The 13,964-nt window shown below is 67.9% G+C and carries 11 protein-coding genes; 7 read left to right on the forward strand and 4 right to left on the reverse strand.

Translation table 11 applies throughout. The features are described from left to right. Positions 1 to 43: 43 nt before the first annotated feature. From C1925_RS09955 to C1925_RS09965, 3 genes are all read right to left on the reverse strand, one after another. Entirely contained in the window at positions 44 to 2,638 is a 2,595-nt protein-coding gene (locus C1925_RS09955) for an EAL domain-containing protein (protein WP_108768730.1), read from the reverse strand. Further along, positions 2,635 to 3,528 (reverse strand): hydroxymethylglutaryl-CoA lyase, encoded by an 894-nt coding sequence (locus C1925_RS09960; RefSeq protein WP_108768731.1) that lies wholly within the window; start codon positions 3,526 to 3,528, stop codon positions 2,635 to 2,637. The genes C1925_RS09955 and C1925_RS09960 overlap by 4 nt, the downstream gene beginning before the upstream one ends. A 210-nt stretch (positions 3,529 to 3,738) precedes the next feature. After that, on the reverse strand, positions 3,739 to 4,527 hold the full coding sequence (locus C1925_RS09965) for an enoyl-CoA hydratase/isomerase family protein (protein WP_108768732.1): 789 nt from the start codon (positions 4,525 to 4,527) through the stop codon (positions 3,739 to 3,741). Between the two features lie 119 nt (positions 4,528 to 4,646). Between C1925_RS09965 and C1925_RS09970 the strand changes: the two genes are divergently transcribed. The 3 genes from C1925_RS09970 to C1925_RS09980 are packed head-to-tail and all read left to right on the forward strand — an operon-like array spanning position 4,647 to position 7,005. Further along, entirely contained in the window at positions 4,647 to 4,901 is a 255-nt protein-coding gene (locus C1925_RS09970; RefSeq protein WP_108768733.1) for a FeoA family protein, read from the forward strand. Then, positions 4,898 to 6,760 (forward strand): ferrous iron transport protein B, encoded by a 1,863-nt coding sequence (gene feoB, locus C1925_RS09975; RefSeq protein WP_108768734.1) that lies wholly within the window; start codon positions 4,898 to 4,900, stop codon positions 6,758 to 6,760. The genes C1925_RS09970 and feoB overlap by 4 nt, the downstream gene beginning before the upstream one ends. After that, positions 6,760 to 7,005: a DUF6587 family protein gene (locus C1925_RS09980; protein WP_108768735.1), complete on the forward strand. Its 246-nt coding sequence runs from the start codon at positions 6,760 to 6,762 to the stop codon at positions 7,003 to 7,005. The genes feoB and C1925_RS09980 overlap by 1 nt, the downstream gene beginning before the upstream one ends. A gap of 56 nt (positions 7,006 to 7,061) precedes the next feature. Here C1925_RS09980 and C1925_RS09985 read toward each other — a convergent pair whose 3' ends face one another. Further along, on the reverse strand, positions 7,062 to 7,841 hold the full coding sequence (locus C1925_RS09985; protein WP_174213540.1) for a 3-oxoacyl-ACP reductase: 780 nt from the start codon (positions 7,839 to 7,841) through the stop codon (positions 7,062 to 7,064). A gap of 72 nt (positions 7,842 to 7,913) precedes the next feature. Here C1925_RS09985 and dapB point away from each other — a divergent pair, with 72 nt between their 5' ends. The 4 genes from dapB to greA all read left to right on the forward strand — a co-directional run bounded on the left by dapB (position 7,914) and on the right by greA (position 13,964). Beyond that, positions 7,914 to 8,645 carry a 4-hydroxy-tetrahydrodipicolinate reductase gene (dapB, locus tag C1925_RS09990; protein WP_108768736.1) on the forward strand — a complete coding sequence of 244 codons (732 nt, stop codon included), beginning with the start codon at positions 7,914 to 7,916 and terminating at the stop codon, positions 8,643 to 8,645. A gap of 326 nt (positions 8,646 to 8,971) precedes the next feature. Next, the gene (carA, locus tag C1925_RS09995) at positions 8,972 to 10,099 is read left to right on the forward strand and encodes a glutamine-hydrolyzing carbamoyl-phosphate synthase small subunit (RefSeq protein ID WP_108768737.1); all 1,128 of its coding nucleotides are present in this window, start codon (positions 8,972 to 8,974) and stop codon (positions 10,097 to 10,099) included. Positions 10,100 to 10,248: 149 nt separating this feature from the next. Further along, complete coding sequence (gene carB, locus C1925_RS10000; RefSeq protein ID WP_108768738.1) at positions 10,249 to 13,491, forward strand: carbamoyl-phosphate synthase large subunit; 3,243 nt, start codon at positions 10,249 to 10,251, stop codon at positions 13,489 to 13,491. Continuing rightward, positions 13,488 to 13,964 (forward strand): transcription elongation factor GreA, encoded by a 477-nt coding sequence (gene greA / locus C1925_RS10005; protein ID WP_079221743.1) that lies wholly within the window; start codon positions 13,488 to 13,490, stop codon positions 13,962 to 13,964. The genes carB and greA overlap by 4 nt, the downstream gene beginning before the upstream one ends.

The following is a 13,964-nucleotide window of genomic DNA, read 5'->3' on the forward strand; positions in this document are numbered from 1 at the left end:
GCGTCATGCGCCTCGATGCACCGCAGCCAGGCATGGCCTGGCTCTACTCGGCGACGCCCCGGGACATGCCGGGTGGGTCGCGCCCGCGCAGCCGCCGCTCGAACTCGCCGGCGGGCAGGCCCGGGGCGAACAGGAAGCCCTGGCCGATGGTCACCCCCAGGCCCAGCAGGCACTGGCGCTGCGCTTCGGTTTCCACACCCTCGGCCACCACGCCCAGGCCCAGGCTGCGGGCGATCGCGCAGACCGCCTCGCACACCGCCACGTCCGAGCGGTTGCGCGGGATGCCCTCGACGAACAGCTGGCTCAGCTTCAGGCCGTGGATCGGCAGCCGGCGCAGGTAGTTCAGCGCGCTGTAGCCCTCGCCGAAATCGTCGATGGTCAGCATCACGCCCATCTCGCGCAGGCGGGCGAAGGTGCGCAGGGTGTCCGGCGCGTCCTCGATCAGCACCCGCTCGGTGAACTCCAGTTCCAGCACCGTACCGGGCAGCTCGAACTCGTCCAGCACCTGGCGCACCCAGCGGGCGAGGTCCTCGCCGACGAACTGCCGCCAGGACACGTTGACCGCCACCCGCATCGTCTCCAGGCCATCATCCTGCCATTGCCGCACCTGCCGGCAGGCCTCGCGCAGCGCCCACTGGCCGATCTGCACGATGTCGCCGGTGTGCTCGGCGTGGCCGATGAACAGGTCCGGGCGCATCTGACCCAGCTGGCCGTTGTGCCAGCGCATCAGCGCCTCGCAGCCGGTGATGGCGCCGGTGCGCAGGTTGATCTGCGGCTGGTAGACCAGGCGGAACTCATCGCCGTCCAGCGCCTTGTGCAGCCGGCTCTCGATCTGCAGGCGATCGTTCTGGCGCTCGGCCAGTTCCTGCGAGAACACATGCCAGCCGTTGCGGGTGCGGCGCTTGCACTCGTACATGGCGGTGTCGGCGTTCTGGATCAGCTGCTGCGGCCGGTCGCCGTCGCCCGGGGCCTTGGCGATGCCGATGCTGGCGGTGACCTGGAATTCGTCGCTGCCCAGCTGGAAAGGCGAAGAGAACGCGGCGGTGATGCGCTCGGCCAGCTGCTCGGCCTGGTCGGGCTGGTCGCGCAGGTCACAGATCACCAGGAACTCGTCGCCACCGAAGCGGGCGAGCAGGCCTTCGGTGCCGATGGCCGTGGCGATGCGCCGGGTCGCTTCGATCAGCAGCTCGTCGCCGGCGTTGTGGCCGAGCAGGTCGTTGACCACCTTGAAGCGGTCCAGATCGATGTACAGCACCGCCACCCGGTCGTGGCCCGGGCTGCCCATGCGCACGCCGAGATCGGTGAGCACCGCATCGCGGTTCATGATGCCGGTCAGCGGGTCGGTGCGCGCCTGCACGCGCAGGGTCTCTTCGGCCTGCTTGCGTTCGGTGATGTCCTGCACGGTGCCGGTGATGCGCGCGGCATCGACATCACCGGTGGAGACCTCGCCGATCATCCGGATCCAGAACGAGTGGCCGTCGCGGCGCTGGCCCTGCAGCTCCAGGCCGAAGCTGCTGCGGTGTTCGATGGTGTCGGCCAGGGCCTGCTGCAGGGAGGCGCGGTCATCGCTGCGCAGGCAGTCGAGCAGGTCCGTCATGTCCTGCAGGTCGTCGGGCTGGCCGACAATGCGCCGGGCCTCATCGGTCAGGTACAGGCGCTGCAGGCTGCGGTCCCATTCCCAACCGCCGATGTGCGCCAGCGACTGCGCCCGCGCGAACAGCAGGTTGTTGCGTTTGAGCTCGGTGATGTCGCTGAACATCGAATAGACATGGTCGGCCTGGTCGCAGCCGGTGCCGAACACCGGCACGTTGGTGGTCGACAGCCACAGCATGCGCCCGCGCGGGCGGTGGTACAGGCCGATGATCGTGCTGCGGATGACCCGCCCGGCCTGGAAGCAGCGGATGGTCGGCCACTGTGCCTGGGTGAGGGTGTTGCCGTGCTCGTCGACGATCAGCCAGGCCTCGGGGTCGAGCAGGGCGTCGAAGGCATTGCCGTTGCTGGTGATGCCGAGGACGCGGTGCGCGGCCGGGTTGGCCGAGATCACCCGCAGGTTGCGGTCGAACAGGATCACGCCCTTGTCGATCGATTCCATCAGCAGGCGGTAGCGCGATTCGGCACGCCAGCGGCCGCTCAGGTCGCGCGCCACGGCCACGATGCAGGGCTGGCCATGGTCCTGGAAGCCGGCCGAATGCACCTCCACCGGGAAGCGGCTGCCATCGCCGCGCATGTTGGTCACTTCGATGACATAGGTGTCACCGCGGTTCAGCGCTTCCCAGACCGGCTGCAGGTGGTCGCTGGGCAGGTCGGGATTGAGCAGTTCGATCGGCTGGCCGACGATGGCCTCGCGTGGGCGGTCGTAGGCGTGGACGCCGGCGCGGTTGACGTCCAGCACCACGCCGTCGGCGCTGAGGATGCTGACCGGGTCGGGCACCGCATCGAACAGGGCGGCGTAGCGTTCCTGTGCCTCGCCCATCCGCAGGCGGGCGTCGATCAGTGCCTCCATCGCCTGCCGCAGCAGGCGGGCCTGCGCGGCGGGCGGGGCGCCCGCCAGCGCGGCCTGCAGTGCGGCCAGCGCGTCGTCGGTCACGGCGGATGCTTCGCCGTAGGCCGGGACGTCGCGCGGGCCGCTGTCGTTCATGTCGCCGCCAGGGCCTGCCCGACCCGGCTTGCAGTGGCGCGACCGAGCAGGCCGGCCAGCCAGTGCCCGGTCTCCGCCAGCGCCGACAGGTCCACGCCGCAATCCAGGCCCAGCCCCTGCAGCAGGTAGACCACGTCCTCGCTGGCCACGTTGCCGCTGGCGCCCTTGGCATAGGGGCAGCCGCCGGCGCCGGATACCGCACTGTCGACCACGCGCACGCCTTCCTCCAGGCAGCTGGCGATGTTGGCGATGGCCTGGCCGTAGGTATCGTGGAAGTGCACGGCCAGGGCGCTCATCGGGATCTCGGCGGCGACCGCCTTCAGCATGGCCCGCGCCCTGTGCGGGGTGCCGACGCCGATGGTGTCGCCCAGCGAGATTTCGTAGCAGCCCATCTCATGCAGGGCACGGGCCACGCGCACCACGTCGGCCAGCGGCACCTCCCCCTGGTAGGGGCAGCCCAGCACGGTGGAGACGTAGCCGCGCACGCGCACGCCGTCCTCGGCTGCACGGCGCAGGATCGGCGCGAAGCGGGCCAGGGACTCGTCGATGCCGGCATTCGTGTTGGTGCGGTTGAAGGCCTCGGAGGCGGCGGTGAACACCGCCACTTCCTGTACGCCCACGGCGCGCGCACGGTCATAGCCCTGCTCATTGGGAACCAGCACCGGGTAGGCGATGCCGGGACGGCGGTCGATGCCGGCATAGACCTCGGCCGCATCGGCAAGCTGCGGAACCCAGCGCGGGCTGACGAAACTGGTCGCTTCGATGGTGCGCAGGCCGGTGGCGGACAGGCGGTCGATCAGGGCGATCTTGTCGGCGGTGGCTACCGCCTGCTTTTCGTTCTGCAGACCGTCACGCGGGCCCACTTCCACGATGCGGACGAAATCGCTCATCGGCGCACCTCCATGGCGGGCAGGGTGGGGCGGGCGGCAGGTGCGGAAGCGGGTGCGATCACGGGGGTTCCTGGAGAACGGGGGCGGCCCGGTCTCCACCGGGCTGCCAACAGGGATACGCAGGTCGGCCGCGAAAGCGGCCACATTCCTGTGCGGGAATCAGTTGAAGTGGTGGCAGACGGCCGCGATGTTCGTTGCCGTCGGGGCAGATCAGGCCTCCGTCACCCAGTGCGGGGCGCGCTTGTCGAGGAAGGCGCCCAGCCCTTCCTGGCCCTCGGCCGACACCCGCAGGCGCGCGATCAGGGCGGCATTGTCGCGGTCCAGGGTGTCACGGTCGTGGCTGTCGCGGACCTGGCGGACCAGTTCCTTGGCCGAGGACGAGGCGATCGGGCCGGCCTTGTCCAGCAGGGCCAGCTGGCGCTGCACGGCGTCGTCCAGGCGCTCGGGCTCGACCAGCTGGTGGACCAGGCCGATGCGCAGGGCGGTTTCCGCATCGAAGTGCTCGCCGGTGGCGAACCATCGGCGGGCCTGGCGTGGGCCGATGGCCTCGATCACGTAGGGCGAGATCACCGCCGGCAGCAGGCCCAGGCGGCTCTCGGTCAGGCCGAAACGGGCCGCGCTGGTGGCGATGGCGATGTCGCAGCAGGCGACCAGGCCGACGCCGCCACCGAAGGCTGCGCCATGGACCCGGGCCAGGGTCGGCTTGGGCAGCTCGTCCAGGGTGCGCATCAGGCGCGCCAGAGCCAGGGAATCCTCGCGGTTCTCGGCCTCGCTGGCGGCGGCCATGCCTCGCATCCACTGCAGGTCGGCACCGGCGGAGAAGGACGCGCCGTGGCCGGCCAGCACCACCACCCGCACCGCCGGGTCGCGGCCGGCGGCTTCCAGGGCAGCGGTCAGTCGGGCGATCAGGCTCGCGTCGAAGGCATTGTGCAGCTCCGGCCGGTTCAGCCAGAGGGTCAGGACGGCGCCATCGCGCTCGATCAGCAAAGCATCGTTCATGGGATTCCGGGGTTACTCCATACCTGTATGGATCATAGCGGGCCATTGGTCATGGGCCATGACGCGACGCGGGAATGTTAGAATCGAGAACCATTTACATCCAGCTGAGATCGCGCTAGATGACGCTGTCCGAACTGCCCCTGCATACCCCGGCCGTGGTCGATTCCGTGCAGGATCTGCACGCCAACGATGCCATCGCCCGGCGCCTGCGAGAGCTGGGTTTCGTCAAGGGCGAGGAAGTGCGCCTGGTGGCCAAGGGGCCGGTCGGTGGCGAGCCGCTGCTGGTGCAGGTCGGGTTCACCCGTTTCGCACTGCGTATCAGTGAAGCCAAGCGGATCGTCATCGACACCGCCCGTGTGGAGTCCCGTGCATGAATGCTGCCGTCAACGCCGCTCCCCTGCGCATCGCGCTGGTCGGCAATCCCAACAGCGGCAAGACCGCGCTGTTCAACCAGCTGACCGGCAGCCGGCAGAAGGTCGCCAACTACACCGGCGTCACCGTCGAGCGCAAGGAAGGCCGCCTGCGTGCGCCGTCCGACCGCGAGTTCGCTGTGCTCGACCTGCCGGGCGCCTACAGCCTGCAGCCGGCCAGCCTGGATGAGGCGATCACCCGCGACCTGTGCCGGGGCTTCTACCCGGGCGAGGCCGCACCGGACGTCCTGCTGTGCGTGATCGACGCCACCAACCTGCGCCTGCACCTGCGCTTTGCGCTGGAACTGCGTGAGCTGGGCAAGCCGATGGTCATCGCGCTGAACATGGTGGACGCGGCCCAGCGCCGTGGCATCCGCATCGACGTGGCCGCACTGGAGCGCGAGATCGGCGTGCCGGTGGTGGAAACCGTGGCCGTGCGCAAGCAGGGCGCCAAGGCCCTGGTCGACCGCCTCGATGCGATGGTGCCGCACCTGGATGCGCCGCTGGCCGGCGTCGAGGGCAGCATCGATTACCACGCCAAGGTGCGCAGCATCCTTGCGGCGGCCGTCAGCATGCCGGCGCGCACCGCGAAGATCGACGACACCCTGGACCGCTGGCTGCTGCACCCGGTGTTCGGCCTGATCACCCTGGTGGTGGTCATGTTCCTGATCTTCCAGGCGGTGTTCGCCTGGGCCACGCCGCTGATGGATGGCATCGAAGCCGGCTTCGGCTGGCTGGGCGAATTCGTCGGCGGCGTGCTGCCCGAAGGCCCGCTGACCAGCCTGCTGACCGACGGCATCATCGCCGGCCTCGGCGGGGTGGTGGTCTTCCTGCCGCAGATCCTGATCCTGTTCGCCTTCATCCTGGCGCTGGAGGAGTCCGGCTATCTGCCGCGCGCGGCCTTCCTGCTCGATCGCATGATGGCGGGCGCCGGCCTGTCGGGCCGTTCCTTCATCCCGCTGCTGTCCAGCTTTGCCTGCGCGGTGCCGGGCATCATGGCCACCCGCAGCATCCAGGACCCGCGCGATCGCCTGGCGACCATCCTGGTCGCGCCGCTGATGACCTGCTCGGCACGACTGCCGGTGTACGCGCTGCTGATCGGTGCGTTCATCCCGGCCGGCAAGGTCGGCATCTTCAACCGGCAGGGCCTGGTCCTGTTCGGGCTGTACGTGGCCGGCATCCTCAGCGCGCTGGTGATGTCGTGGGTGATGAAGAAGTGGCGCCGCGACAAGAGCGAGCATCCGCTGATGCTGGAGCTGCCGTCCTACCGCCTGCCGCACGTGCGCGACCTGGCCGTGGGCCTGTATGAGCGCGGCATGATCTTTCTGCGCCGGGTGGGCGGCATCATCCTGGCCCTGACCATCCTGCTATGGGTGCTGCTGACCTTCCCGGGCGCCCCAGCCGACGCCACCATGCCGGCCATCGATTACAGCTACGCCGGCCAGATCGGCCATGCGATGACCGCGATCTTCGCGCCGCTGGGCTTCAACTGGCAGATCTGCATCGCGCTGATCCCGGGCCTGGCCGCGCGCGAAGTGGCGGTGTCCTCGCTGGCCACGGTCTACGCGCTGTCGGCGGCCGATGACGATGCGGCCATCTCGGCGCTGTCGCCGGTGGTGGCCGATGGCTGGTCGCTGGCCACCGGCCTGGCACTGATGGTGTGGTTCATCTACGCACCGATGTGCATTTCGACGCTGGCCACCATCAAACGCGAAACCAATTCGTGGAAGACGATGGGCTTCTCGGCGCTGTACCTGTTCGCGGCGGCTTACGTGGCGGCACTGATCACCTACCAGGTGACCGTGGCGCTGGGAGGCGGCTGATGGACGCCGGCCTGCTGATCCAATACCTCATCGTCGCGGTGGCCGTGCTGGCCAGCGTGTGGGTGGTGATGAAGAAGCAGTTTCCGGGTACCACGCGCAGGCTGCGCAGCACGCTGGCACTGGCCCTGCTGAAGCCGGGCCGCGCGGCCTGGATGCAGGGCCTGGGGCGGAAGATCGCGCCCCCGGCCAGCGGCGGTGGCGGCGCCTGCGGTGGCTGCGACAGCTGCGGGCCGACCAAGAAGTAGAGTCGAGCTTGCTCGACTGAATCGCCTTGACCCCATCCACGCGTGGCGTGGATCTACTAGTCCCTGACCAGCCCGCCGTCGACGACCAGGTTCTGGCCGGTGACCGCGCGCGCCCACGGGCTGGCGAAGAACAGCACGGCATCGGCGAACTCGACCGGCGTGGTGACGCTGCGCAGCGGTGTATTGGCGGCGATGTAGTCGAACACCGCCTCGGGCGTGGCCGCGCTGGCATCGGTGCTGCGCAGCAGGCCGCCGGACAGCATGTTCACCGTGATGCCGTGCGGGCCGAGGTCGCCGGCCAGGGTGCGGGTCAGCGAGAGCAGGGCGGCCTTGGCGGCGGTGTAGTCGTGGTAGGGCACCACCGGGTTCTGGAACAGGTTGGTGCCGATGTTGATGATCCGGCCGAAGCGCTGCGCCTGCATGCCGGGCAGGGCGGCCTGGACGGTGTTGAGCGCGCCGCGCACGCTGCCTTCGAACTGTGCCTGGAACGCGGGCCAGCCGATGTCACCGGCCTGGTCGCGCGCATCGCCGTTGAACGAAAACGCCGCCAGGGCATTGTTCACCACCGTGGTCACGCCCTGGCCGAAATGCGCCTGCGCCTGCTGCAGCATCGCGGCGACCTGGTCGCGGTCGGTGACATCGGCCTGCACGGCCAGGGCCTGTCCGCCCAGTTCCCTGGCCAACGCCCGGGCCGGCGCCTCGCTGCGCTGGTAGTTGACGACCACGCGTGCGCCCTGTGCGGCGAATGCGCGGGCGATATGCGTGCCCAGGCCGCGTCCTGCGCCGGTGACCAGGACCAGTTGTTCGCTGATCTGCATGATGGGAATGCGTTCCATTGCCTGAAAGGGCATGCAGCGTAACAGTGATGGTGCTTGCCGGATCGACCGCGCTGCCGCTAGCCTGCGTGCATGAACCAGACTCCCCTGCGATTGCTCATCCATGGCGCTTCCGGGCGCATGGGCCAGGCCCTGCTGCGCCTGGCTGCCGAACACCCCGAAACCCTGCAGGTCGTGGCCGCCGTGACCGGCCGCGCACCGGCCCAGCGCGTGATCGAGGGCGTGCCGTACTTCGCCGCCAGCGAGGTGGCAGGCGCGCCGGCGTTCGACGTGGCCATCGATTTCAGCCTGCCTGAAGGCTTCGACCCGATGCTGGCACTGTGCGTGGAGCGCGGTGCGGGCCTGGTGTCCGGCACTACCGGCATTTCCAGCGCGCAGCGGCAGGCGCTGGAAGCCGCCGCGGGCGCGATCCCGCTGGTCTGGGCGTCGAACTTCAGCCTGGGCGTGGCGGTGCTGGATGAACTGGTCGAGCGCGCCGCGCAGGCGCTGGCCGGCTGGGACTGCGATGTGGTCGAGTCGCACCACACGCAGAAGAAGGATGCACCGTCGGGTACCGCGCTGACCCTGGGCGCGGCCGCGCAGCGGGGCGGGGCGGAGCCGCACTACGCCAGCCTGCGGGCCGGCGACATCGTCGGCGAGCACCTGGTGCAGTTCACCGGGCTGGGCGAGCGCATCGAGCTGGTGCACCGCGCCACCAACCGCGACATCTTCGCCCGCGGCGCGCTGTTTGCCGCCCGCCAACTGCAGGGGCGGGCGCCGGGCAGCTACCGGGTGCGGGACCTGCTGGACGGACCGGCGCGTTGATCCGAGGGGTCGGATCCCTTTCCAACGGAAAGGGCTCTGACCCCATTTGGGGGCACCAGGGCTCAGAGCCTTTCCCGTTCGGGAAAGGATCCGACCCCTGCCAATGGCCCGCATACGCTGCCGGATTGAAATGAATACGCAATCGCCTGTTCATAAAGCGATATAACCGCTGGCGCGAGCGCCCCGGCAGCGCTACAATTCGCACTCGCCGAATCACGAAAGCCGGACCGGTCCCAGACCGTACGTCCGCGCTTTTTTGCAACCGGATTTCCGTGAAGCGCAGGCGTGACTTCGGCAGCCCCCTCGGTAGCCAAAGTGAGATTTCCGTGACCCAAGCCGCAATCCTCGTCCTCGAAGACGGCACCGTATTCGAGGGCGAATCCGTAGGCGCGCCCGGCCTGTCCGTCGGTGAGGTGGTGTTCAACACCGCCATGACCGGTTACCAGGAAGTGTTGACCGACCCGTCCTACGCCCGGCAGATGGTCACGCTGACCTATCCGCATATCGGCAACACCGGCATGACCGACCAGGACAATGAAGCGTCCAAGGTGTGGTCGGCTGGCCTGATCGTGCGCGACGTGCCGCGCCGTCCCAGCAACTGGCGCAGCCAGGTGTCGCTGCAGGACTGGCTGATCCAGCGTGGCGTGGTCGCCATCGCCGGCATCGACACCCGCAAACTGACCCGCATCCTGCGCGAGAAGGGCGCGCAGAACGGTGCGCTGATGGCCGGCGACATCGACGTGGAAAAGGCATTGGAAGCCGCCCGCAAGTTCCCGGGGCTGAAGGGCATGGATCTGGCCAAGGTCGTCACTACCGAGAAGACCTACACCTGGACCGAAGGCCAGCTGGACCTGGACGCCAACGCGTTCGTCAGCGTGCCGGCCAGGTTCAAGGTCGTGGCCTACGACTTCGGCGTGAAGACCAACATCCTGCGCATGCTCGCCGAGCGCGGCTGCGAAGTGACCGTGGTGCCGGCGCAGACCCCGGCTGCCGAGGTGCTGGCGCTGAAGCCGGACGGCGTGTTCCTGTCCAACGGCCCGGGTGACCCGGAACCGTGCGACTACGCCATCGAAGCGATCAAGACCTTCATCGACGTGAAGATCCCGACCTTCGGCATCTGCCTGGGCCACCAGCTGCTGGGCCTGGCCTCGGGCGCCAAGACCATGAAGATGGGCCACGGCCACCATGGTGCCAACCACCCGGTGCAGGACCTGGACGACGGCCGGGTGATGATCACCTCGCAGAACCACGGCTTCGCGGTCGACGAATCGACCCTGCCGGCGACCCTGCGCGTGACCCACCGTTCGCTGTTCGACGGCACCAACCAGGGCATCGCCCGCACCGACGTGCCGGCGTTCTCGTTCCAGGGTCACCCGGAAGCGTCGCCTGGCCCGACCGACGTGGGTCCGCTGTTCGACCGCTTCGTGGCCCTGATGGAACAGAGCAAGGCGTGATCAGTTCGCCGCCGGCTTGCCGGTGGCGTCGCGATGGACCGTAAGCCCCCGCATCGCTGCTGCCCCTGGCGCGGCGCTGCGGATCAAGATTCCTGATCGACAGCGTGCGATCACCCCCCTTGTCACGCTGTACTGACTTAGAGAAGAAAATGCCCAAGCGCACTGACCTCAAGACCATCCTCATCATCGGTGCTGGCCCGATCGTCATCGGCCAGGCCTGCGAGTTCGACTACTCCGGCGCCCAGGCCTGCAAGGCCCTGCGTGACGAGGGCTACCGCGTGGTGCTGGTCAACAGCAACCCGGCCACCATCATGACCGACCCGGAGATGGCCGACGCCGTCTACATCGAGCCGATCAACTGGCAGACGGTCGAGAAGATCATCGCCAAGGAAAAGCCCGATGCACTGCTGCCGACCATGGGTGGCCAGACCGCGCTGAACTGCGCGCTGGACCTGGCCGACAACGGCGTGCTGGAGAAGTACAACGTCGAACTGATCGGCGCCAAGCGCGAAGCGATCCGCATGGCTGAAGACCGCGAGCTGTTCCGCGTCGCCATGGGTGAGATCGGCCTGGAATGCCCGACCGCGGCCGTCGCCCACACCCTGGACGAGGCGCTGGAGATCCAGACCCGCGTCGGCTACCCGACCATCATCCGCCCAAGCTTCACCCTGGGCGGCAGCGGTGGCGGCATCGCCTACAACCGCGAAGAGCTGGTCGAGATCGTCAGCCGCGGCCTGGAACTGTCGCCGACCACCGAAGTTCTGGTCGAAGAGTCGGTGCTGGGATGGAAGGAGTTCGAGATGGAAGTGGTCCGCGATACCGCGGACAACTGCATCATCGTCTGCTCGATCGAGAACCTGGACCCGATGGGCGTGCACACCGGTGACTCGATCACCGTGGCCCCGGCGCAGACCCTGACCGACAAGGAATACCAGCGCCTGCGCGATGCCTCCATCGCCGTGCTGCGCAAGATCGGCGTCGACACCGGTGGTTCGAACGTGCAGTTCGGCATCAATCCGAACACCGGCCGCGTCGTCGTCATCGAAATGAACCCGCGCGTGTCGCGCTCCTCGGCGCTGGCCTCCAAGGCCACCGGCTTCCCGATCGCCAAGGTCGCCGCCAAGCTGGCCGTGGGCTACACCCTGGACGAACTGAAGAACGAAATCACCGGCGGCCTGACCCCGGCCTCGTTCGAGCCGTCCATCGACTACGTCGTCACCAAGATTCCGCGCTTCGCCTTCGAGAAGTTCCCGGCCGCCGATGCCCGCCTGACCACCCAGATGAAGTCGGTGGGCGAGGTGATGGCGATGGGCCGTACCTTCCAGGAGTCGATGCAGAAGGCCCTGCGTGGCCTGGAAACCGGCAAGGTCGGCTTCGACCCGACCGGCCTGGACCTGACCAATGAAGACGACCTGCAGACCCTGCGTCGCGAGCTGAAGGCCCCGGGCCCGGAGCGTCTGTTCTACGTGGCCGATGCGTTCCGCGCCGGCATGAGCGTGGAAGAAATCTACGCGCTGTCCTTCATCGACCATTGGTTCCTGGACCAGATCGAGGAAATCATCGGGGCCGAAGCTGAAGTTGCTGCCGGTGGCATCGACGCACTGGATGCCGCGCGCCTGCGCAAGCTGAAGCGCGCCGGTTTCTCCGACGCCCGCCTGGCCCAGCTGACCGGCACCAACGAAGCGGCCATCCGTGCGCTGCGTCGTGCCCACAAGGTGCGCCCGGTCTACAAGCGCGTCGATTCCTGTGCCGGTGAGTTCTCCACCGGTACCGCCTACCTGTACTCGACCTACGAGGACGAGTGCGAGGCCGCGCCGACCAACCGCGACAAGATCATGATCCTCGGCGGTGGCCCGAACCGCATCGGCCAGGGCATCGAGTTCGACTACTGCTGCGTGCACGCGGCACTGGCGCTGCGCGAGGATGGCTTTGAAACCATCATGGTCAACTGCAACCCGGAAACCGTGTCGACCGACTACGACACCTCCGACCGCCTGTACTTCGAACCGCTGACCCTGGAAGACGTGCTGGAAATCGTCGAACTGGAACAGCCGAAGGGCGTGATCGTGCAGTACGGCGGCCAGACGCCGCTGAAGCTGGCGCGCGCGCTGGAAGCCAACGGCGTGCCGGTGATCGGCACCAGCCCGGATTCGATTGATCTGGCCGAAGACCGCGAGCGCTTCCAGCAGCTGGTGGATTCGCTGAAGCTGAAGCAGCCGCCGAACCGCATTGCACGCAACGACCAGGAAGCCCTGCTGCTGGCCCGTGAGATCGGCTACCCGCTGGTGGTGCGCCCGAGCTACGTGCTGGGCGGCCGTGCGATGGAGATCGTCTACGGCGAATCCGACCTGGCCCGCTACGTGCGCGACGCGGTGAAGGTGTCCAACGATTCGCCGGTGCTGCTGGACCGCTTCCTGGACAACGCCGTGGAAGTGGACGTGGACATCATCGCCGACAAGGACGGCAACGTCCTGATCGGTGGCGTGATGGAGCACATCGAAGAAGCCGGCGTGCACTCCGGTGACTCGTCGTGCTCGCTGCCGCCGTACTCGCTGTCGGCCAAGACCCAGGCCGAGCTGCGCCGCCAGGTGGTGGAGCTGGCCAAGGCCCTGAACGTGGTCGGCCTGATGAACACCCAGTTCGCGATCCAGACCAACGACGATGGCGATGACACCATCTACCTGCTGGAAGTGAACCCGCGTGCCTCGCGTACCGTGCCGTTCGTGTCCAAGGCCACCGGCATGGCGCTGGCCAAGATCGCCGCGCGCTGCATGGCCGGCAAGACCCTGGCCGAGCAGGGCGCGACCGAAGAGATCGTGCCGGACTACTACTCGGTGAAGGAAGCGATCTTCCCGTTCGCCAAGTTCCAGGGCGTCGACCCGATCCTCGGGCCGGAAATGCGTTCCACCGGCGAAGTGATGGGCGTCGGCCGCACCTTCAACGCCGCCTTCGCGCGTGCGCAGGAAGCGGGCGGCATCAAGGCCCCGCCGGTCGGCAAGGCCTTCGTCTCGGTGCGTGACCCGGACAAGAAGCGCGTGCTGCCGGTGGCCAAGGCCCTGCTGGCGCGTGGCTACACGCTGGTCGCCACCCGTGGCACCGCCGCGTGGCTGCAGCAGCACGGCATGGACTGCGAGATCATCAACAAGGTGGTCGAAGGTCGTCCGCACGTCGTCGACTCGATCAAGAACGGCGAGATCGTCTACATCGTCAACACGACCGAAGGCCGTGCCGCGATCAACGATTCGTTCTCGATCCGTCGCGAGGCGCTGCAGCACCGCGTCACCTACTCGACCACCATTGCCGGCGCCAAGGCGCTGGTGGATTCACTGGAATTCCGCGGCACCGGCCCCGTCTGGTCGCTGCAGGAGCTGCACAAGGAGTTGAATGCATGAGAGCCCCCATCACGATGAAGGGCGCGCAGAAGCTGCGCGATGAACTGGATCACCTGAAGTCGGTCAAGCGCCCGAAGGTGATCGCCGCGATCGCTGAAGCGCGTGAGCACGGCGACCTGAAGGAAAACGCCGAGTACCACGCCGCGCGCGAGGAGCAGGGCTTCATCGAAGGCCGCATCAAGCAGCTGGAAGGCGAGCTCTCGCACGCCGAGATCATCGACGTGAGCAAGCTCAATGCTGGCTCCAAGGTGGTGTTCGGCGCCAGCGTGACCCTGGCCGACGTGGAAACCGACGAAGAGAAGAAGTACCAGATCGTCGGTGACCTGGAAGCGGACATCAAGCTGGGGCTGATCGCCATTTCCTCGCCGGTGGCGCGCGCGATGATCGGCAAGCTGGAAGGCGATTCGATCGTGATCGACGCCCCGGCCGGCCAGCGCGAGTACGAGATCGTCAGCGTCAGCTACGTGGCCTGA

The sequence above is a fragment of the Stenotrophomonas sp. SAU14A_NAIMI4_5 genome, from assembly GCF_003086795.1.
Classification (GTDB): domain Bacteria; phylum Pseudomonadota; class Gammaproteobacteria; order Xanthomonadales; family Xanthomonadaceae; genus Stenotrophomonas.